Source organism: Anaeromyxobacter soli, from assembly GCF_022808855.1.
Taxonomy (GTDB): Bacteria; Myxococcota; Myxococcia; order Myxococcales; family Anaeromyxobacteraceae; genus Anaeromyxobacter; species Anaeromyxobacter soli.
In genome coordinates, this window is the sequence record NZ_JAKZLF010000039.1 from 1 (window position 1) to 17,484 (window position 17,484).

Consider the following 17,484-nt stretch of genomic DNA (forward strand, 5'->3'; position numbering starts at 1 on the left):
TACCCCGGCGCGATGCCGCCCGGCGCCCGTCCTGGCCCCGCCGCCCCCGCGGCTCCCCCCGGCGCGCGACCCACGATGCCCGGGTTCCCCCCCGCCGCCGCTCCGCGGCCGGGCGCCCCCATGCCGCCGCCCGGGGCGCGTCCGGCAGGCCCGTTCCCCGGAGCCATGCCTGCGCAAGCTCGTCCGGGCGTCCCCGGCGCGGGCATGCCCCCCGGCGTCCGTCCCGGCATGCCACCTCCCGGCGCTGCCGCCGCGCGCGCGGGGGCTTTCCCGCCCGCCGCCGCTCCCGGCGCGCGGCCTGGCGTGATGCCGCCGGGCGCGGTGCCGCCGCCGGGCGCCTACCGCCCCGGCGCTCCGGTCGCCCCGTCCGCCGGCCCGCGTCCGGCGTCCTTCCTCGGCGCGCCGCCGCAGGCAGCTCGCCCGGCAACGCCGGTCCAGCCGGCCCGGCCGGCGCCGCCCGCGGCGCAGCCCGCGCCCGCGCCGGTGCGCAAGGATCCCTTCGGCTTCGGAACGCCCGCCCAGCCCGCGCCCGTCGTCGCGCCGCGCCAGGACGACGACTGGAGCGACGTGGACATGGGAGAGGCGGCGCAGGCGCGCCACGAGCCGCTCGACCTCGGCCTCGGCCTCGGGCTCGACGCGGCGCCGCGCGCGCCCGCGCCGATCGAGCTGCCGCCGGCCGAGGCGCCCGCGCCGGAGCTCGCTCCGATGCACGAGTTCGTGCCGCCTGCGGCCACGACGGGCCACGCGCCCGCCGCGGCCTCCGCCGCCGACGGCGGCGAGACGGCGCTCCGCGACGCGCTCTCGAAGGCCTCCCGCGAGGTCATCGAGCGCATCGTATGGGAGGTGGTACCCGAGCTCGCGGAGACGATCATCCGCGAGAACCTCGACCGCCTCGTGAAGTCGCGCCAGGGCTGAGCGCCCGGCGCCATCCCGCAAGGACAACCTCATCAGGCCCTCCCGTCCGCACGCCGGGCGGGAGGGCGAATCGAGACGTCATGGAGAACGACAACCGGACCGAGCTCGCGAAGGGCTACGAGCACCGCGAGGTCGAGGCCCGCTGGTATCCCTTCTGGCTCGAGCGCGGCTACTTCCACGGCGACGAGAACGACCGCACGCGCCCGCCGTTCTCGATCGTGCTGCCGCCGCCGAACGTGACGGGCTCCCTGCACCTCGGCCACGCGCTCACGGCGACCCTGCAGGACGTCCTCATCCGCTGGAAGCGGATGAGCGGCTTCAACACCCTGTGGCTCCCCGGCACCGATCACGCCGGCATCGCCACGCAGATGATCGTGGAGAAGGAGCTCAAGAAGACGGAGAAGGTGAGCCGCCACGACCTCGGCCGCGAGGAGTTCCTCCGCCGCGTGTGGGCGTGGAAGGAGCGCTTCGGCTCGCGCATCGGCGAGCAGCACAAGGCGCTCGGCGCCTCCCTCGACTGGGAGCGCGAGCGCTTCACGATGGACGAGCGGTCCTCCCGCGCCGTGCGCGAGGTCTTCGTGCGCCTGCACGAGGAGGGGCTCGTCTACCGCGAGAAGAAGCTCATCAACTGGTGCCCCGACTGCCGCACCGCGCTCTCCGACCTCGAGGTCGAGCACGAGGAGGCGCACCCCGGCGAGCTCTGGTCGTTCGCCTATCCGCTCGCCGACGGCTCCGGCGAGATCGTCGTCGCCACCACCCGGCCGGAGACGATGCTCGGCGACACCGCCGTCGCCGTCCACCCGGAGGACGAGCGCTACCGGGGGCTCGTCGGCAAGAAGGTGCGCCACCCCCTCCTCGATCGCGAGATCCCGATCGTCGCCGACGCCATCCTCGTCGATCCGAAGTTCGGCACCGGCGCCGTGAAGGTGACGCCCGCGCACGACTTCAACGACTTCGAGGTCGGCAAGCGCCACGGGCTCGAGCAGCTCACGGTCATCGGGCTCGACGGGCGGATGACCGAGGCGGCCGGGCCGCTCGCCGGCCGGGATCGGTTCGACGCGCGCGAGGAGGTGAAGCGCCTCCTCGCCGAGAAGGGGCTCGATCGCGGGACGAAGCCGCACGTCCTCCCGCTCGGCCGCTGCCAGCGCTCGCAGACCGTGCTCGAGCCGCTCCTCTCCGACCAGTGGTACGTGAAGATCGAGCCGCTCGCGCGGCCGGCGATCGAGGCGGTGGAGCAGGGGCGGACGCGCTTCATCCCGGAGCAGTGGACGAACACGTACATGGCGTGGATGCGCAACATCCACGACTGGTGCATCAGCCGCCAGCTCTGGTGGGGCCACCAGATCCCGGCCTGGTACTGTCCGGACGGCCACGTCACCGTCGCGCGCGAGACGCCGTCCGCGTGCGCCACCTGCGGCAAGGGAGCGCTGCGCCAGGACGAGGACGTGCTCGACACCTGGTTCTCGTCGGCGCTCTGGCCGTTCTCGACCATGGGCTGGCCGGACCGGACGAAGACGCTCGAGACGTTCTACCCCACGTCCGTCATGGAGACGGGGCACGACATCATCTTCTTCTGGGTCGCCCGGATGATGATGATGGGGATCCACTTCATGGGCGAGGTGCCTTTCCGGACGGTGTACCTGCACCCGATGGTGCGGGACGAGAAGGGCCAGAAGATGTCGAAGACGAAGGGGAACGTGATCGACCCCCTCGTCATCACCGAGCAGTACGGCGCGGACGCGCTCCGCTTCACGCTCGCGGCGCTCACCGCGCAGGGGCGCGACATCAAGCTCGCGAAGGACCGCATCGAGGGCTACCGCGCGTTCGCGAACAAGCTCTGGAACGCGACGCGCTTCGCGCTCATGAACCTCGAGGGCCACGTCCACCGCGACGTGGACCCCACGAAGCTCGCGATGACCCCCGCCGATCGCTGGATCCTGGCGCGCACGCAGCGCGCCGTGAACGACACCCTCGCGGCGCTCGAGGGGTTCCGCTTCAACGAGGCGGCGAGCACGGTCTACCAGTTCGTGTGGGGCGAGCTCTGCGACTGGTACATCGAGCTCGCCAAGGAGGCGCTCTACGGCGACGACGCCGGCAAGAAGGCGGCGGCGCAGGCGACGCTCACGCACACGCTCAAGACCGCGCTCCTCCTGCTGCATCCCTTCATGCCGTTCATCACCGAGGAGCTCTGGCACGTGCTCCGCGCGCGCGTCGGCGCGGACGGCTGGCCCGACTCGATCCTGGCGGCGCGCTACCCGCGCGCGGCGGAGGTGGACGAGGCCGCCGAGCGCGGGTTCGGCCCGGTGATCGGCGTCGTCGACGCCATCCGCAACATCCGCGGGGAGATGAACATCCCGTTCAAGGTCGTGCTCGAAGACGTGGAGCTCGGCTCGCTCGACGCGGAGGCCGAGGCGACCGTTCGCGAGGAGCTCGGCCGCATTCACCGGCTCGCCAATGTGAAGGACGCGCGCGTGCTCTCCGACGGGGCGGTCCCCGCGAAGCGCGGCCAGAGCGCGGTGGCCGTCGGCGCCGGCTTCGAGGTCCGCGTCGGCCTCGCCGGCGCGATCGATCTCGCTGCGGAAGCGGCGAGAATCGAGAAGGAAATCGCCAAGTTGGATCAGGATCTCGCCTCGGTCGGGAAGAAGCTCGAGAACCCCAGCTTCGTCGCGAAGGCGCCGGCGGAGGTGGTCGAGAAGGACCGCGCGCGGCTCGTCGAGCTTCGCGAAAAAAAGCACAAGCTCGAAGCGCATCGTGCAATGCTCTCGGGTTCCGAGACGCTTTCCACGAGGAGGCAATCCATGGAGAACCAGAACGAGCAGAAGCCCACGACCGAGGAGTCGCCGTCCACGCCGGCCGCGGCCGTCCAGGAGGCCGCCGGTCAGGTGCAGACGGCGGTCGCCGGGGCCGTCGAGAAGGTGGTCGCCACCGCGACGGAGATCGCGAAGGCAGCCTCGAGCGCGGTCGTCTCCGGCATCGAGGGCCTCCGCAAGGAGAAGAAGCCGGCGCGCCGCTCCGCCCGCAAGCCGGCGAAGAAGGCCGCGGCCAAGAAGGTCGCCGCGAAGCCGGCCCGCGGCGGCAAGAAGGTGGCCGCGAAGAAGGCCCCCGCTCGCAAGGCGGCGGCTCGCGGCGGCAAGAAGGCGGCTGCGAAGCGCGTCGTGAAGGCCCCGGCGCGCAAGACGGCCGCGAAGAAGGGCGCTCGCAAGGCGGCGGCGCGGCGCGGCAGGAAGTAGCACCGCGGGATGCCTCGGCTCTCGGCCCACGCGGAGCGCCTCGTCGATCTCGCGCTCGAGGAGGACCTGCTCCTCGGGGACGTCACGAGCGAGGCCACGATCGACCCGGCTGCGATGGGGGAGGGGCAGTTCCTCGTCAAGGAGGAGCTGACCCTCGCCGGGACGGCCGTCGCCGTCCGGGTCTTCGAGCGGCTCGGCGCCGAGTGCCGCTTCGATCGAGCGGACGGGGCGCGCGCCCTCCGCGGCGAGGTGGTCGGCGTGGCCACGGGGCCGGTCCGCGCGCTCCTCGCCGCCGAGCGCACCGCGCTCAACTTCCTGCAGCGCCTGTCCGGCGTCGCGTCCGCGACGCGCCGCTGCGTCGACGCGCTCGCGGCCGGCGGCACCCGGACGCGCCTCCTCGACACGCGCAAGACCACCCCGGGCTGGCGCATGCTCGAGAAGGCCGCGGTGCGGGCCGGCGGGGGGAAGAACCACCGCTTCGCCCTCGGCGACGGGATCCTCATCAAGGACAACCACGTCGCGGCCTGCGGCGGGGTGGCCGAGGCGGTGCGCCGCGCCCGCGCCCAGGCCGGCGCGATGCTCAAGATCGAGGTCGAGGTGGTGGACCTCCCGGGGCTCGAGGCGGCCGTGGCGGCGGGCGCGGACATCGTCCTGCTCGACAACATGGACGACGCCGCGATGGCCGAGGCGGTCCGTCGCGCGAACGGCCGCGTGCTCCTCGAGGCGAGCGGGAACATGACCCTGGAGCGGCTCCCGCGGGTCGCCGCGACCGGGGTCGACTTCGTCTCGATGGGTGCCATCACGCACTCGGCCCGGGCGGTCGACATCTCCTTCGAGCTCGCGTAGCGTCCTCGCAGCATGGCGGAGGCCTCGAGCAGCGAGGAGCTGGTGCTCGCCTTCCTGGCGGAGGCGGGCGACGAGTTCGTCTCGGGCGAGGCCATCTCCGGCAAGCTCGGCCTCACCCGCGCCGCCGTCTGGAAGCACGTGGACGCGCTCCGCGCGCAGGGCTACCGCATCGACGCCGTGCCCGCGCGTGGGTACCGCCTCGCGGAGGTCCCCGACCGGCTCACCGCGCTGGAGCTCCGGCCGCTGCTCAACACGCACGACCTGGGCCGGGAGCTGCACTGCCACGAGGAGCTCGGCTCGACGAACGACCGCGCCAAGGAGCTCGCCGAGGCGGGCGCCGAGCACGGGACCATCGTCGTCGCCGAGACGCAGACCGCCGGCCGGGGGCGCCGCGGCCGGGCGTGGGTCTCGCCCCCGCGCCGCAACCTCTACTTCTCCGCGATCCTCCGGCCCGACCTCTCGCCGGCCCGCGCCCCCGAGCTGACACTCGTCGCCTCGATCGCGATCTGCGAGGCGATCCGCCAGGCGGGGGTGGAGGCGGGGATCAAGTGGCCGAACGACCTCCTCGCGTCGGGGAGGAAGCTCGCCGGCATCCTCACCGAGCTCGCCGCCGAGCCGGACCGCGTCCACTGGGTGGTGATCGGCGTCGGGGTCAACGTGAACGCGCGCACGGAGGACTTCCCGGAGGAGCTACGCGCGGAGGCGACGAGCCTCGCCATCGAGCGCCGCACCCCCGCGCCCCGCGCGCTCTTCGCGGCCGCCTGCTTCACCGCGCTCGAGGACTGGATCGACCGGCACGCGGAGGAGGGGTTCGGCGTCATCCGCGAGGCCTGGCGCGAGCGCTCCGTCACCCTGGGCCGCGAGGTGACCGTGAGGACGGACGGGCGCGAGATCGTGGGGATCGCCGAGGACATCGACGCGACCGGCGCGCTCCTCGTGCGCGGGCGCGCGGGCGTGGAGCGGATCCTCTCGGGCGACGTCGCCCTGCTCCGGCCGCGATAGCGGCCCGGGAGGCGCCGACCGCGTTGACCCCGGCTGGGAGGCGACGCTAGGCTCCGGCCGTGCTGCTCGCCATCGACGTCGGCAACACCAACACCGTCCTGGGTGCCTACGAGGGCGCCTCGCTCCGCCATCACTGGCGGATCGAGACGAGCCACACCCGGACCTACGACGAATACGGCATCCTGGCCCGCCAGCTCTTCGCCGCCGCCGGGCTCGACCCCGCGGCCGTGACGGCGGTGGCGATCTCGAGCGTCGTGCCGCCCCTCGCCTTCACCCTGGAGCAGATGTCGCTCCGGTACTTCAAGGTGAAGCCGCTCTTCGTCGGCCCCGGCGTGAAGACCGGGATGTCCATCCTGTACGAGAACCCGCGCGAGGTCGGGGCGGACCGGGTGGTGAACGCGGTCGCCGCGTACGAGCGGTGGCGCTGCGGGCTCATCGTGGTCGACTTCGGCACCGCGACCACGTTCGACGCGGTCTCGCCGAAGGGCGAGTACCTGGGCGGCGCGATCTGCCCCGGCATCGCCATCTCGATGGACGCCCTGTTCCGGCACGCGTCGAAGCTCCCGCGCGTCGAGTTCCAGAAGCCGCCGCACGTGGTGGGCAAGAACACCGTCGCGTCCATCCAGAGCGGCCTCGTGTACGGCTACGTCGGCCTGGTGGACGGGATCTGCGCGCGGATGGCGGACGAGCTCGGCTTCGGCCCCAAGGTGGTCGCCACCGGCGGGCTCGCCGCGCTCATCGCCGGCGTCTCGAAGACCATCACCGAGGTGGACGAGCACCTCACGCTCGACGGCCTGCGCCTCCTCCACGAGCGGAACCGGTGACTGAGCCCCTCTCCCCGCCACGGGCCGCCCCCGAGCCGGCGGGCGACGCCGCCCTCGAGGAGGGGCTCGCCGCGTTCGCCGCCCGCGACGTCGACGGCGCCCACGCCGCCTTCGAGCGCGCGTTCCGGCGCGACTCGCGCGCGCCGCGGGCGATGTCCTGGTACGGCGTCACCCTCGTCCTCGTCGAGCGGAACTCGAACCTGGGCGTCTCGCTGTGCGACCAGGCGGTGCGCGCCTCGGGCCCGGACCCGGAGCTCCTGCTCAACCTGGCGCGGGTGCACCTCGCCCTCAACCAGCGCGACCGCTCCGTCCGCGCCATCGCGCGCGGGCTCGAGCTGTGGCCCCGCGACGTCCGGCTCCTCGCCGCCCGGGAGGCGCTCGGCACCCGGAGCGACCCGGTGCTGCCGTTCCTCTCCCGCAAGAACCCCCTCAACCGGACGCTCGGCAAGCTGCGCCACCGCTGGCGCCGGCGCCGCGCGCCGGTCTACGAGGTGTCGCCCGTCGCGCTCGGCTCACCGGCCGAGGCGCCGGAGGCGCCCTGAACGGACGATCCGATCGGATCGCGAGCCGTCGTCTAGGAGCCGAGATGCCCGGGTGTCCGCTGCCGCTCGACACGCTGCCGAAGCCGCTCCAGAAGCACGCCGACGAGAAGGCGCCGGCGGCGCTGCGGACGATGGGCGCGAAGGGGCTCGTCCCCGCCGTCGCGCCCGGGGACCTCGTCACGCTCCTCTGGTTCCTGTCGTTCGACGGCGACGCGACCGTCGCCGCCACGGCGCAGAAGACGGCGGAGGGGCTCCCCGACAAGCTCTGGGGCGTGGCCCTGCGCGCCGAGGGGGTCCCGGGGCAGGTCCTCGACTGGCTCGCCGACAGGCTCGCCGGCAAGGACGCCGCGCTCGAGCTCGTGCTCCTCAACCCGGCGACGCCGGACGCCACCGTGGCGCGCCTCGCGGCCTCGGTGTCGCAGCGGCTCGTCGACATCGTCCGCCAGAACGAGCTCAGGCTCCTGCGCTGCGACGAGATCATCCGCGCCCTGTGCCGGAACCCGAGCGCGCTCGCCTCGACGGTGGACGGCGCGTGCGACTTCTGCGTCCGGAACGGCCTCACGCTGCTCGACGTCCCGCAGCTCGTCGCGGCGCACGTGCGGATCCACGGGGTGGACCCGAGCGCGAGGGCGCCCGAGCCGGTCGAGACCGCGGCCGCCCTGATGCGCGACTACGGCGCGGAGCTGGCCCAGGAGCAGGGCGCGGCCGCGGCGGCGCAGACGGCCGAGGACGAGAAGAAGAAGCTCAACATCACGCAGCGGGTCATGCGCATGTCGGTGGCCGAGAAGATCAAGCTCGCCACCCTCGGCAACAAGGAGGCGCGCACGCTCCTCCTGCGCGACTCCAACAAGCTCGTGTCGATGGCGGCCGCGACGAGCCCCCGCATCACGGACGGTGAGATCCTCGGCCTCGCCAACTCGCGGACGGTGAGCTCGGACGTGCTCCGGTACATCTACTCGAACCGGGAGTTCACGCGGACCTACGCGATCAAGATCTCGCTCGTGAAGAACCCGAAGGTCCCGCTGCCGACGGCGCTGAAGATGATGTACACGCTGCAGGAGAAGGACATCAAGGAGCTCGCCCGAGACCGGAACGTCCCCCAGACGATCCAGGCGCAGGCGAAGTCCTTCCTGATGAAGAAGGAGGCCGCCGCGCGCGGCCCCGCGATGGGCAAGCACTAGCGGCCGCCGCCGAGCAGGGACCACGACCCAGATGACGCAACCGACGCAGGCGCCCGCGGGCGCGACCCCGGGCGCAGCCTCGGGGGCCACCTCGGCCGCGCCGGTGCGCGTGGGCCGGGCGCTGTGGCTGTCCGCCGCGACCATGATCTCGCGCGTCCTCGGCCTCGCGCGGGACCAGCTCTTCGCGATCCTCATCGGCGCGAACCGGTTCTCCGACGCCTTCGTGGTCGCGTTCCGGATCCCGAACCTCCTGCGGGACCTCTTCGCGGAGGGGGCGCTCTCCTCCGCGTTCGTCCCGGCGTTCGCCGACGCGCACCGGAACCGCGGCCGCGAGGCCGCCTACCGGCTCGGGAACGCCGTCGTCGCGCTCGTGCTCCTCGCGGTCGGGATCCTCACCGCGCTCGGGGTCGTCTTCGCGGGCGGGCTCGTGGCGGTGATCGCGCCGGGCCTCGAGGCGTCCGGCCTCGCCGCGCTGCTCGCGCGGATCATGATGCCTTTCCTGCTCCTCGTGTCGCTCGCCGCGGTGGCGATGGGCATGCTGAACGCGCAGAGCCGCTTCACCGCGCCGGCGATCGCCCCCGCGCTCTTCAACGTGGGCTCCATCGCGGTGGGGCTCGGGCTGTGGGCGGCGGGCTGGCCGCCCGAGCGCGCGGTGGTCGGCTGGGCGGTGGGGACGATGGTCGGCGGGGTGATGCAGCTCGCCGCCCAGCTCCCGGCGCTCCACGCGCTCGGCTTCCGGATCCGGCCGACCCTGGCGCGCGACGCGCTCGCCGACCCGGGGCTGCGCCGGATCGGCAGGCTCATGGGGGCCGCGGTCGTCGGCCTCTCCGCGACCCAGGTGAACATCCTCGTGAACACGGTCTTCGCGTCGCACCAGGTGGGCGCGAACACGTGGCTGCAGATGGCCTTCCGGCTCATGCAGCTCCCGCTCGGCGTGTTCGGCGTCGCGATCGCGACGGTGGCGGGGGCGGGGGTCGCGCAGCGCGCCGCCGCGCGCGACATGCCGGCGGTGAAGGCGACACTCGGGGCGGCGATGCGGCACGTGGCGTTCCTGAACGTGCCGTCCGCGGTGGGGCTCGCGGTCCTGGCGCGCCCGATCATCTCCATGATCTACGAGCACGGCCGATTCCGCCCGGAGGACACGGCGGCGACGGCGCAGGCGCTCGTGTTCTACGCGATCGGGCTGTACGCGTACTCGGGCGTGAAGGTGTTCGCGCCCGCCTTCTACGCGCTCGACGAGGCGCGGGTGCCGGTCGTCGGCAGCGTCCTCGGGATGGCGTCGAACGTGGCGCTCAACGTGACGCTCTGGCCCGTGCTCGGCTTCCGCGGCGTGGCGCTCGGGACCTCGATCGCCGCCGGGGTGAACTTCCTCGTGCTCGCCTTCGCCTGGCGGCGCCGCCACGGCGGCCTGGGCGGCGTCGGGATCGCGGCCCAGCTCGGGCGCGTGCTCGTCGCGACCGCCGTGCTCGGCGTCGCCGCGTGGGCGACCGAGCATGGGCTCTCGCGCCTGCTCGGCGCGGGGGGCGGGCTCGGGCGCCAGCTCTCGCTCGGGCTCGTCCCCGTAGCCGCGGGAGGCCTCGCCTACCTCGCCGCCGCGCGCGCGCTCGGCATCGCCGAGCTGACGGAGCTCCTCGGAGCCGTACGTCGGCGGCGCGCGGCGCGCCGCTGAGGCCCGCCGCCCGCCCGGGCGCTCCGTCGCGAGCCTCGAGCCCCGGGGGGGTGCAGGACGATCCGCCGGCCACCGGGACGCCCGTCCGGACCGCCGCCGCCGCCTCCACGGGGCTTTGGCGCGTCCGGCACGTTGCCTCTACCTTGCCGAGAGGATCCCTTTCACGCTCGAGGTTGGCACATGGAGAACGGCGGCAGCACCGTGTCGCACATGAGGCAAGGTGCGGGCGACATCGCCCAGGACGTACAGGATCGGATCGAGGAGCTCCGCGGGTACGCGGAGGACGCGGGCGAGATCGTCCGGAACTTCGCGCGCGAGCGCCCGGTCGCGGCGATCGCGATCGCCGCCGGGCTGGGCTTCGTGCTCGGCAGGCTCATGTCGCGGACCTGAGCGCGCCCATGGACGACCGAGGGACGAGGGGGGCGGGAGACATGGCGGCGATGGACGACATGAACGAGGTGGGCGAGACGCTGAAGTCGGTGAGCCGCCAGGCCCGCGACGCGGTGACGCGGTTCGCCGAGCAGGTCGAGCTCGAGCGGCACATGCAGGAGCGGCCGATGGCCGTCCTGGGGGTCGCCGCCGCGGCCGGGTTCGTCCTCGGAGGCGGGCTGTGGCCGGTCATGCGCCCGTTCGTGAAGGCGGCGGCGCGCGCGGCGCTCTCGCCCACGAACCTGATCGCGATCGGAGCCGCGCTCGGCGCCATGCGGGCCGCGAGCGGCGGCGACGAGATGTCGCAGGAGATCCCCGGAGCCGAGACGCACTAAACGGCCGAGCACGATTCGCGAACAGGCGAGTGAAACCCCGCGAGACCGCGTCGCAGTGGGGCTCGCTTGGGGTCGGAAGTTGACCGCCCGGGAGGGCGGCCACACCCTAGACGCTCGCAATCGCGAGGTGAACGAGATGATGGACGTGACGCGAGGCGCGCACGGGGAGCTGGTCATTCGTATCGGTGGAACGTTCGACGGGCGGGCCGCGACGCGCCTCACCGGCTGGCTCGGCGAGATCCCCTCGAGCGACGCGCTCGTCGTCGACTTCTCGCAGGTGCGGGACTGCCAGGACTTCGGCCTCGCCGCCGTCGCGCGCGATCTCGCGCAGCGCGGCGAACGCCTCCAGCTCCGCGGCCTCACGCGCCACCAGCAGCGGATGCTCCGCTACTTCGGCCTGGATCTCCGCCTGCACGGAGAGCTTCACGAAGAGGAAGAGGCGCTGGGGTAGGCCGCGCTACTCGCGAGGGGGCGCCGCGCGCGGGTCCTTCGCTCCCGGCTCCGCCGGCGCACCCTCGTCGAGGAGCTGCGCCGCGATCGCGAGCGCCTTGCGCACCTTGTCGCGCACCTTCTCGTCGCCCTTGATCTTCTGGTAGGCGCGGAGCACGCGCTCCTCGTTCTTGGCGTTCGCCGCCTCGAGCTCCTGCACGCGCTTGCGGAGCTCGACGGTGCGCTTCTCCGCCTCGCCGCGGGCGCCCTCGGCCTCTCCGCGCGCGACGACGAGGTCGGTCCGGAGCGCGTCGAGCTCCTGCTCGAGCGCCTCCGCGCGGGCGATCGCGCCGGAGGCCTTGGCGGACTCCTCGCCCTTGCGCCGCGCCTCGGCCTCGGCGAGCTCCGCGCGGCGCTCGGCGTCCGCCGCCCGGCGGCGCGCCTCGGCCGCGTCGCCCTCGGCGCGACGGGCCTGCGCCGAGAGCGCGTCGATCTTCTCGCGCGCGCCGGCGAGCGCGGCCTCCGCGTCGGCGGTTCGCGCGCGCGCGTCCTCGAGCTCGCGCTCGAGCCGCCCCACGTCGGCGCGGGCCGCGGAGCCGGAGGTCGCCGGCGCGGGCAGCTCGTCGAGGAGGGGGATGCCCGCGGCGCGGAGGAGGTCTGCGCTCGCGCCGCGGACGGGGGCGCGCGGAGCCGGCCGGGCCGCCCGGGCCGGCGCAGCGTCGTCCGGCCGGTCGTGCTCACGGAAGGGCGGGCGGTCGTCGTCGCCCTCGGGGAGCCCGAGCGAGTCCGGCCCGTCGGAGAGCGCGTCGAGCCCGAGCTCGGGCTCCCCGCCGTCCGCGGGCGCGCCGGTCTCGAGGACGCCGTCGTCGAGGCGGAACGGCTCGCCGTCCTCGGGCTGCGGCAGCCCGAGCTCCAGGTCGAGCCCTTCGTCCTCGCCCGCGGTCCGCGGGGCGGCGAGCTCCTCGAACGCGTCGTCGAGCAGGCGCAGCTCGTCGTCCGCGCCCGCGCTGCGCGGGCTCTCGACCGGCTCGTCCGGGAGCGCCGACAGGTCGAGCGCGGGGAGATCCTCCACCGGCTCGTTGGGGAGCGCCTCGAGGCCCATCGCGTCCTCGAGGCTCACGAGCTCCTCCTCCTCGAGATCGTCGGCCGGGCGCGGGATGTCGTACTCGTCTGCCGGCTCCGGCGCGCCGGCGACCCGAAGCACGGCGTCCACGAGCGCCTCGGTGGCGTACGGCTTGAAGAGGTACTCGTCGGCGCGGACCTTCAACGCGCGGTGCTTCTCGAACGTCTCCTCGGTGGCCTCCGCGCTCGTGAGCACGAGCGGGATCGACTTGAGGGCGTCGTCCTTCTTGAGCCGCTGGCAGACGAGGTAGCCGCTCATGCCCGGGAGCTCGACGCAGAGCACCACGGCCTGCGGGCCCCACTCGCGCGCGAGGTCGAGCCCCTCCTTGCCGTCCCCGGTGGCGCGGACCTCGAAGCCTTCGGACTCGAGGGCGTCGGTGAGCGCCGACGCGAGGGCGGCGTCGTTCTCGATGAGGAGGATCTTCGTGGGCATCGCGCGTTCCGGGAGGGGCGGGACGGGGCGCGGCGATGAGGCAACCGCGCGGAAAAGGCTGGGAAACTCTACCCCAGCCCGGGCGCGGATCAAAATGCGCGGCTAATGAGAGGCGTCGGCCTGCGCAGTCTGGACGAGATCGAAGAGCTGAGCTTCGTCGAGGTCGGAGACGAGGGAGTAGACGATCTCGTCCTGGCGCCAGACCGCCACGTTGTAGCCGCGGGCGGTCGCGATCTTGACCTTGTGCGGCCCGATCTTCACCTCGCGCCCGGACGCGTCGAACCGGCCGTCGGGATCGTCGACGATGAACAGGCCGGCCTGGCCGCGGGGGAGCTGGTAGCGGATGTAGGCGGCCGGCCACGCGCCGATGTGCGACAGGCGCGCGCCCAGCACCTGCACGCCGGCGGCGCGGAAGCGTGGCGGAGCCGGGTTGAAGTCGAGCTTCCCGGCGAACCAGCCGGGGATGCCGCTCTCGGGATCGGTGAAGGTCACCTCGAGCGGGAGCTCGCGGTGGTGCTTGCGGATCGCGTCCTCCAGGAGCGGGCTGCCGCCGTGGCCGAGGGGATCGAGCCAGAGCACGAGCAGGACGCCCGCGACGCAGGCGGCGAGGGTGGCGATCGGGATGGGCGCGAGGGCGCGGCGCCAGAGCGGCTTGCGGCGGCGCGCGAGGGCCCCCTCGATGCGGGTGCGGAGCGCGGGCGGGGCGCGGCCGGAGGGTGCGTCCTCACCGAGCGCCTCGCGGAGCTTCGCGCGCAGCGCGGCGCGCATCCGGGCCTGCCGCTCGACGAGCGCGCGGCAGCGCGGGCACGCGGCGAGGTGGACGTCCATCTCGGACCGCTCGCGCTCGTCGAACTCGCGGTCGAGGTACGGATCGACCGAGCGCTCGACGTCGCTGCATTCGAGGGCCGCGATGAGCGTGGGTTCGATCGCCATGGGCGCGTTCCGCCGGGGCCTTACGCCGACTTGCCGCGGCGCTTCCGATACGTCTCGAGGTCGATGCTGCCGTCTTCCCCGACCTCCTGCAGCACGCCCGAGACCACCGCGTAGCTCGCGAGCGCCTTCTGGAGGAGGCGCCGCCCGCGGTACAGGCGGCTCATGACGGTGCCCACCGGGACGTCCAGGATCTCGGCGATCTCCTTGTACGAGAACTCCTGGAGGTCCGCGAGGATCACGACGAGCCGGAAGTCGATGGGGAGCGAGTCGACGGCCTTGAGCACGTCGTCGGACAGCAGCCGGTCGAAGAAGTACTGCTCCGGGTTCGCGGCGAACTCCGCCGCCTCCCTCGACACGAACCGCTCGTGCACGGCGTCGCGCTCGGATCCCTCGACGATGTTCCGCTCCTTCACCGACCGCCGGTAGCGGTTGATGAAGGTGTTCGTCAGGATCTTGAACAGCCAGGCCTTCATGTTGGTTCCTCGCTCGAACTTCTCGAAGAACCGGTAGGCCCGCAGGAACGTGTCCTGGACGAGATCCTCCGCGTCGCGGTCGTTCTTGGTGAGCCGGAGGGCCGCGGAGTACAGCGGGTCGAGGTGCTTGAGCGCGAGCTCCTCGAACTCGCCACGCGTGAGATCGGTCTGTCTCAGATCGAACATCAGGGGTTCGTGTCTCCCACCCGGGTTCTATTCCGCTCGTCCGTGCTCCGCTTCCCTCGTACCACGACCCAGGGAACGAGCAGCCGGCCGAAACGATTCCCGCGCCTCACCCCCGCGCCCGGTCGCCAGGGGTGCATGCAGTCGAGATGACGGAAAGGACCCGCGAATTCTAATCGGCCCTGAGGGGGTACGCATGCCTCCGAGGCGCGAGCCGGAGCGGAGGCACGGGCGCGGAGGCGGGCGCCTGGCCGGCCGCCTGCGTGGTATGACCGCGGGCCGCGAGATCGTACCCTCCGCCCGGGCGACGCCGCGCGCCACGCTTAGATAGAACGCCGAATGCCGAAGCTCCTCTTCGCGGACGACCGCGGAAACGTCTACGACCACCCCGAGCTCGACGCCGCCGTGCGGAGCGGCGACGAGATCCTCGCGACGCGCGAGCGCCCGCTCGACCTCCCCGAGGGGGCGTCCCTCTGCATGCTCCCGGGCCGGCGGCCCGTGGGCCTCGATCCGGCGACGGGCGAACCGATCGTCCTCCACGAGGTCAAGATCGGGCGCAGGAGGGTGAAGCCGCACGCCGTGGGCGCCACCTTGCCGCCGGGGTACACGCGGACGTTCCTGCCAGCCGCGGCCAGGGCGGCCCTCCCCACGACCGGCGAGGCGCCGATCCTCCCGCAGTGGGCGTACACGGCCGCGGCCCTCGGCGCGCGCGGTCCCGTCGCGTGGGCCCTGCACACGGATCGCCGGAGCCACTGGAGCCCGGCCGCGCACTCGACCGAGGAGCTCCCCGACCTCGTCGCGCGCACGCTCGAGGAGTCCGACAACCCCATCTACCGGCAGCTCGCGCGCTGCGCGCTCGAGTGGCGCTGCTTCACCGCGCAGAACACGTTCTACGGCCGGGACGAGGGGGCGATCCCGGCGTCGGCGTCGTGCAACGCCTCGTGCGTCGGCTGCCTCTCCGAGCAGCAGGAGGGGATGCCGCCCTCGAGCCACGAGCGGATCGCGCAGGCGCCGACCGCGGACGAGATGGCGGAGGTGGCCCTGCGCCACCTCGCGCGCGCGACGGGGCACGTGATGGTGAGCTTCGGCCAGGGCTGCGAGGGGGAGCCGCTCACGCGCTGGAAGGAGATCGAGCGGGCGCTCCGGCGCGTGCGGGCGGAGACTCCGCGCGGCTCGCTGCACGCGAACACGAACGGCTCGCTCCCGGCCGCGCTCGGGAAGCTCTGCGACGCGGGGCTCGACTCGGTGCGGATCTCGACGAACTCGGCCTCGCCCGACCTGTACGCGGCGTACTACCGCCCGAGCGGCTACGGCCTCGAGGACGTCGTGCGCTCGCTCCACGTCGCGAAGGCGAAGGGCGCGTACGTCGCGCTGAACCTGCTCACCTTCCCGGGCGTCACCGACCGCGAGGGCGAGGCGGAGCGGCTGTGCCGGCTCGTCGCCGAGACGGGTGTGGACCAGGTCCAGACGCGGCCGCTCGCGCTCGATCCGGACGTCTACGCGGAGCTCGCGCGAGGCCGCGGCGGGGCGGGACGCGCCCTCGGGATCCGGCGACTCGTGGCCGAGCTGAAGGCGGCGCGGCCGGGGCTCGTCGTGGGGAACTTCTCACGCGCGCGCGAGGAGCGCGCGCGCACGGGCCGGCGCGCGAGGCGCGCCAGGGCGGAGGCGCGATGAGGGCAGTCGGCAGCGCGGTGCGCGGCGAGGCGGAGCTGGAGCTGCGCAAGGACCTCGCGCGCCACCTGCGCGCGGGCCATCCGTGGGTGTTCCGCAAGGCTGTGGAGCGGGCGCCGAAGGGGCTCCCCGCGGGCGCCATCGTGGACGTGACCGAGGAGGGGCGGTTCGTCGCGCGCGGCTACTACGATCCGCACTCCGCCATCTCCGTGCGGATCCTGACGCGGGAGCCCGCCGAGGCCATCGACGCGGCGTACTGGCGCCGCCGGATCGCGCGCGCGATCGCGCTCCGGCGCGAGCTCGTCCACGGCACGACCGGCTTCAGGCTCGTGCACGGCGAGTCGGACGGGCTGCCCGGCGTCGTGGCGGATCGCTACGACACCTTCGCGGTGCTGAAGCTCTACTCCGCCGGCCTCACCCCCCACCGCGCGGCGATCGTGGAGGCGCTGCGGGCGGAGGCCGAGGGGCTCGCCGGCGTGTTCGGACGGGACGAGATCCCGCGCGACGACCTCGACGACGCCGACGCCGGGGCGCCGCAGGGCCGCGTCCTGTGGGGCGCGGAGCCGCCGGAGCGGATCGCCTACGACGAGCACGGGATGCAGGTGCTCGTGGACGTGCGGCGCGGGCAGAAGACCGGCCACTTCCTCGACCAGCGCGAGAACCGCCGCCGCGTGCGCGCGCTCGCAGCGGGGCGGCCGGAGGCGCTGAACCTGTTCAGCTACACGGGAGGCTTCTCGGTCGCGGCCGCGCTCGGCGGCGCGCGTCACGTCGTGTCGGTGGACGTGGACAGGGACGCCATCGCGCTCGCGCGCGAGAACTTCCGCGCGAACGGCCTCGACCCGGCCGATCACGCGTTCGCGACCGAGGACGCGTTCGAGCTGCTCGCCCGGTACAAGCGGGAGGGCCGCCGGTTCGATCTCGTCGTCTGCGATCCCCCGGCGTTCGCGAAGTCGCAGAAGGCGGTCGACGCCGCGCTCGCGGGCTACGCGTCCCTGAACCGCGCCGCGCTCGCCGTGCTCGCCCCGGGCGGCCTGCTCGTCACCGCGAGCTGCTCCGCGCGCGTCTCGGCCGAGCAGTTCACCGAGGCGGTGAAGGAGGCCGCGTACAAGGCGAAGCTGGAGCTGCAGCTCGTCGAGGAGACGCGGCAGACCCCGGACCACCCGGTGTCCCTCCAGTTCCGGGAGGGGCGATACTTGAAGTGCCTCGTGCTGCGGCGGGTGGGGTAGGGGGCGGTCGAGGTCGGGGTCGCGGTCGCGGTCGCGGGTTC

General features: G+C 73.7%; 16 protein-coding genes. 13 read left to right on the forward strand and 3 right to left on the reverse strand.

Going from position 1 to position 17,484, the window contains the following annotated elements:
* The first annotated feature begins 483 nt into the window (after positions 1 to 483).
* The 11 genes from MLV88_RS24335 (at position 484) to MLV88_RS20475 (ending at position 11,424) form a co-directional block, all read left to right on the forward strand.
* On the forward strand, positions 484 to 915 hold the full coding sequence (locus tag MLV88_RS24335) for a hypothetical protein (RefSeq protein WP_279324354.1): 432 nt from the start codon (positions 484 to 486) through the stop codon (positions 913 to 915).
* An 80-nt stretch (positions 916 to 995) separates the two neighbouring features.
* Positions 996 to 4,145 (forward strand): valine--tRNA ligase, encoded by a 3,150-nt coding sequence (locus tag MLV88_RS20430; RefSeq protein WP_243338539.1) that lies wholly within the window; start codon positions 996 to 998, stop codon positions 4,143 to 4,145.
* Positions 4,146 to 4,154: 9 nt separating this feature from the next.
* The gene (nadC, locus tag MLV88_RS20435; RefSeq protein WP_242341087.1) at positions 4,155 to 4,991 is read left to right on the forward strand and encodes a carboxylating nicotinate-nucleotide diphosphorylase; all 837 of its coding nucleotides are present in this window, start codon (positions 4,155 to 4,157) and stop codon (positions 4,989 to 4,991) included.
* Between the two features lie 12 nt (positions 4,992 to 5,003).
* Positions 5,004 to 5,993, forward strand: coding sequence for a biotin--[acetyl-CoA-carboxylase] ligase (locus MLV88_RS20440; RefSeq protein ID WP_243338540.1), 990 nt, complete (start codon positions 5,004 to 5,006; stop codon positions 5,991 to 5,993).
* A 59-nt stretch (positions 5,994 to 6,052) separates the two neighbouring features.
* Positions 6,053 to 6,817, forward strand: coding sequence for a type III pantothenate kinase (locus MLV88_RS20445; RefSeq protein ID WP_242341089.1), 765 nt, complete (start codon positions 6,053 to 6,055; stop codon positions 6,815 to 6,817).
* A complete protein-coding gene (locus MLV88_RS20450; protein WP_242341090.1) occupies positions 6,814 to 7,359 on the forward strand; it encodes a tetratricopeptide repeat protein in 546 nt (181 codons plus the stop codon). The genes MLV88_RS20445 and MLV88_RS20450 overlap by 4 nt, the downstream gene beginning before the upstream one ends.
* A 44-nt stretch (positions 7,360 to 7,403) precedes the next feature.
* Positions 7,404 to 8,540 (forward strand): hypothetical protein, encoded by a 1,137-nt coding sequence (locus MLV88_RS20455; RefSeq protein ID WP_242341091.1) that lies wholly within the window; start codon positions 7,404 to 7,406, stop codon positions 8,538 to 8,540.
* Positions 8,541 to 8,571: 31 nt separating this feature from the next.
* Positions 8,572 to 10,209 carry a murein biosynthesis integral membrane protein MurJ gene (gene murJ / locus MLV88_RS20460; protein ID WP_242341092.1) on the forward strand — a complete coding sequence of 546 codons (1,638 nt, stop codon included), beginning with the start codon at positions 8,572 to 8,574 and terminating at the stop codon, positions 10,207 to 10,209.
* 180 nt (positions 10,210 to 10,389) lie between these two features.
* Complete coding sequence (locus MLV88_RS20465) at positions 10,390 to 10,599, forward strand: glycine zipper domain-containing protein (RefSeq protein ID WP_242356701.1); 210 nt, start codon at positions 10,390 to 10,392, stop codon at positions 10,597 to 10,599.
* Positions 10,600 to 10,649: 50 nt separating this feature from the next.
* Positions 10,650 to 10,973: a hypothetical protein gene (locus MLV88_RS20470; RefSeq protein ID WP_242356699.1), complete on the forward strand. Its 324-nt coding sequence runs from the start codon at positions 10,650 to 10,652 to the stop codon at positions 10,971 to 10,973.
* Positions 10,974 to 11,112: 139 nt separating this feature from the next.
* Positions 11,113 to 11,424 (forward strand): STAS domain-containing protein, encoded by a 312-nt coding sequence (locus MLV88_RS20475; protein ID WP_242341095.1) that lies wholly within the window; start codon positions 11,113 to 11,115, stop codon positions 11,422 to 11,424.
* Positions 11,425 to 11,430: 6 nt separating this feature from the next.
* On the opposite strand, the gene MLV88_RS20480 is transcribed toward MLV88_RS20475, so the two are convergent.
* The 3 genes from MLV88_RS20480 to MLV88_RS20490 form a co-directional block, all read right to left on the reverse strand.
* On the reverse strand, positions 11,431 to 12,957 hold the full coding sequence (locus MLV88_RS20480; RefSeq protein WP_243338542.1) for a response regulator transcription factor: 1,527 nt from the start codon (positions 12,955 to 12,957) through the stop codon (positions 11,431 to 11,433).
* Positions 12,958 to 13,059: 102 nt separating this feature from the next.
* Complete coding sequence (locus tag MLV88_RS20485) at positions 13,060 to 13,890, reverse strand: anti-sigma factor family protein (protein ID WP_242339800.1); 831 nt, start codon at positions 13,888 to 13,890, stop codon at positions 13,060 to 13,062.
* Between the two features lie 20 nt (positions 13,891 to 13,910).
* Positions 13,911 to 14,549 (reverse strand): sigma-70 family RNA polymerase sigma factor, encoded by a 639-nt coding sequence (locus tag MLV88_RS20490; protein ID WP_242339798.1) that lies wholly within the window; start codon positions 14,547 to 14,549, stop codon positions 13,911 to 13,913.
* A 336-nt stretch (positions 14,550 to 14,885) separates the two neighbouring features.
* Between MLV88_RS20490 and MLV88_RS20495 the strand changes: the two genes are divergently transcribed.
* Together MLV88_RS20495 and MLV88_RS20500 are read left to right on the forward strand one after the other, a co-directional pair.
* Positions 14,886 to 16,220 carry a radical SAM protein gene (locus tag MLV88_RS20495; protein ID WP_242339796.1) on the forward strand — a complete coding sequence of 445 codons (1,335 nt, stop codon included), beginning with the start codon at positions 14,886 to 14,888 and terminating at the stop codon, positions 16,218 to 16,220.
* The gene (locus MLV88_RS20500; protein WP_242339794.1) at positions 16,217 to 17,443 is read left to right on the forward strand and encodes a class I SAM-dependent rRNA methyltransferase; all 1,227 of its coding nucleotides are present in this window, start codon (positions 16,217 to 16,219) and stop codon (positions 17,441 to 17,443) included. The genes MLV88_RS20495 and MLV88_RS20500 overlap by 4 nt, the downstream gene beginning before the upstream one ends.
* Positions 17,444 to 17,484: the final 41 nt, after the last annotated feature.

Bases quoted from the DNA above. Each gene is read 5' to 3' on its own strand.
- MLV88_RS20430 (WP_243338539.1), top strand. From the start codon at position 996: ATGGAGAACGACAACCGGACCGAGCTCGCGAAGGGCTACGAGCACCGC.
- nadC (WP_242341087.1), top strand. From the start codon at position 4,155: ATGCCTCGGCTCTCGGCCCACGCGGAGCGCCTCGTCGATCTCGCGCTC.
- MLV88_RS20440 (WP_243338540.1), top strand. From the start codon at position 5,004: ATGGCGGAGGCCTCGAGCAGCGAGGAGCTGGTGCTCGCCTTCCTGGCG.
- MLV88_RS20455 (WP_242341091.1), top strand. From the start codon at position 7,404: ATGCCCGGGTGTCCGCTGCCGCTCGACACGCTGCCGAAGCCGCTCCAG.
- murJ (WP_242341092.1), top strand. From the start codon at position 8,572: ATGACGCAACCGACGCAGGCGCCCGCGGGCGCGACCCCGGGCGCAGCC.
- MLV88_RS20465 (WP_242356701.1), top strand. From the start codon at position 10,390: ATGGAGAACGGCGGCAGCACCGTGTCGCACATGAGGCAAGGTGCGGGC.
- MLV88_RS20470 (WP_242356699.1), top strand. From the start codon at position 10,650: ATGGACGACATGAACGAGGTGGGCGAGACGCTGAAGTCGGTGAGCCGC.
- MLV88_RS20475 (WP_242341095.1), top strand. From the start codon at position 11,113: ATGGACGTGACGCGAGGCGCGCACGGGGAGCTGGTCATTCGTATCGGT.
- MLV88_RS20480 (WP_243338542.1), bottom strand. From the start codon at position 12,957: ATGCCCACGAAGATCCTCCTCATCGAGAACGACGCCGCCCTCGCGTCG.
- MLV88_RS20485 (WP_242339800.1), bottom strand. From the start codon at position 13,890: ATGGCGATCGAACCCACGCTCATCGCGGCCCTCGAATGCAGCGACGTC.
- MLV88_RS20490 (WP_242339798.1), bottom strand. From the start codon at position 14,549: ATGTTCGATCTGAGACAGACCGATCTCACGCGTGGCGAGTTCGAGGAG.
- MLV88_RS20495 (WP_242339796.1), top strand. From the start codon at position 14,886: ATGCCGAAGCTCCTCTTCGCGGACGACCGCGGAAACGTCTACGACCAC.
- MLV88_RS20500 (WP_242339794.1), top strand. From the start codon at position 16,217: ATGAGGGCAGTCGGCAGCGCGGTGCGCGGCGAGGCGGAGCTGGAGCTG.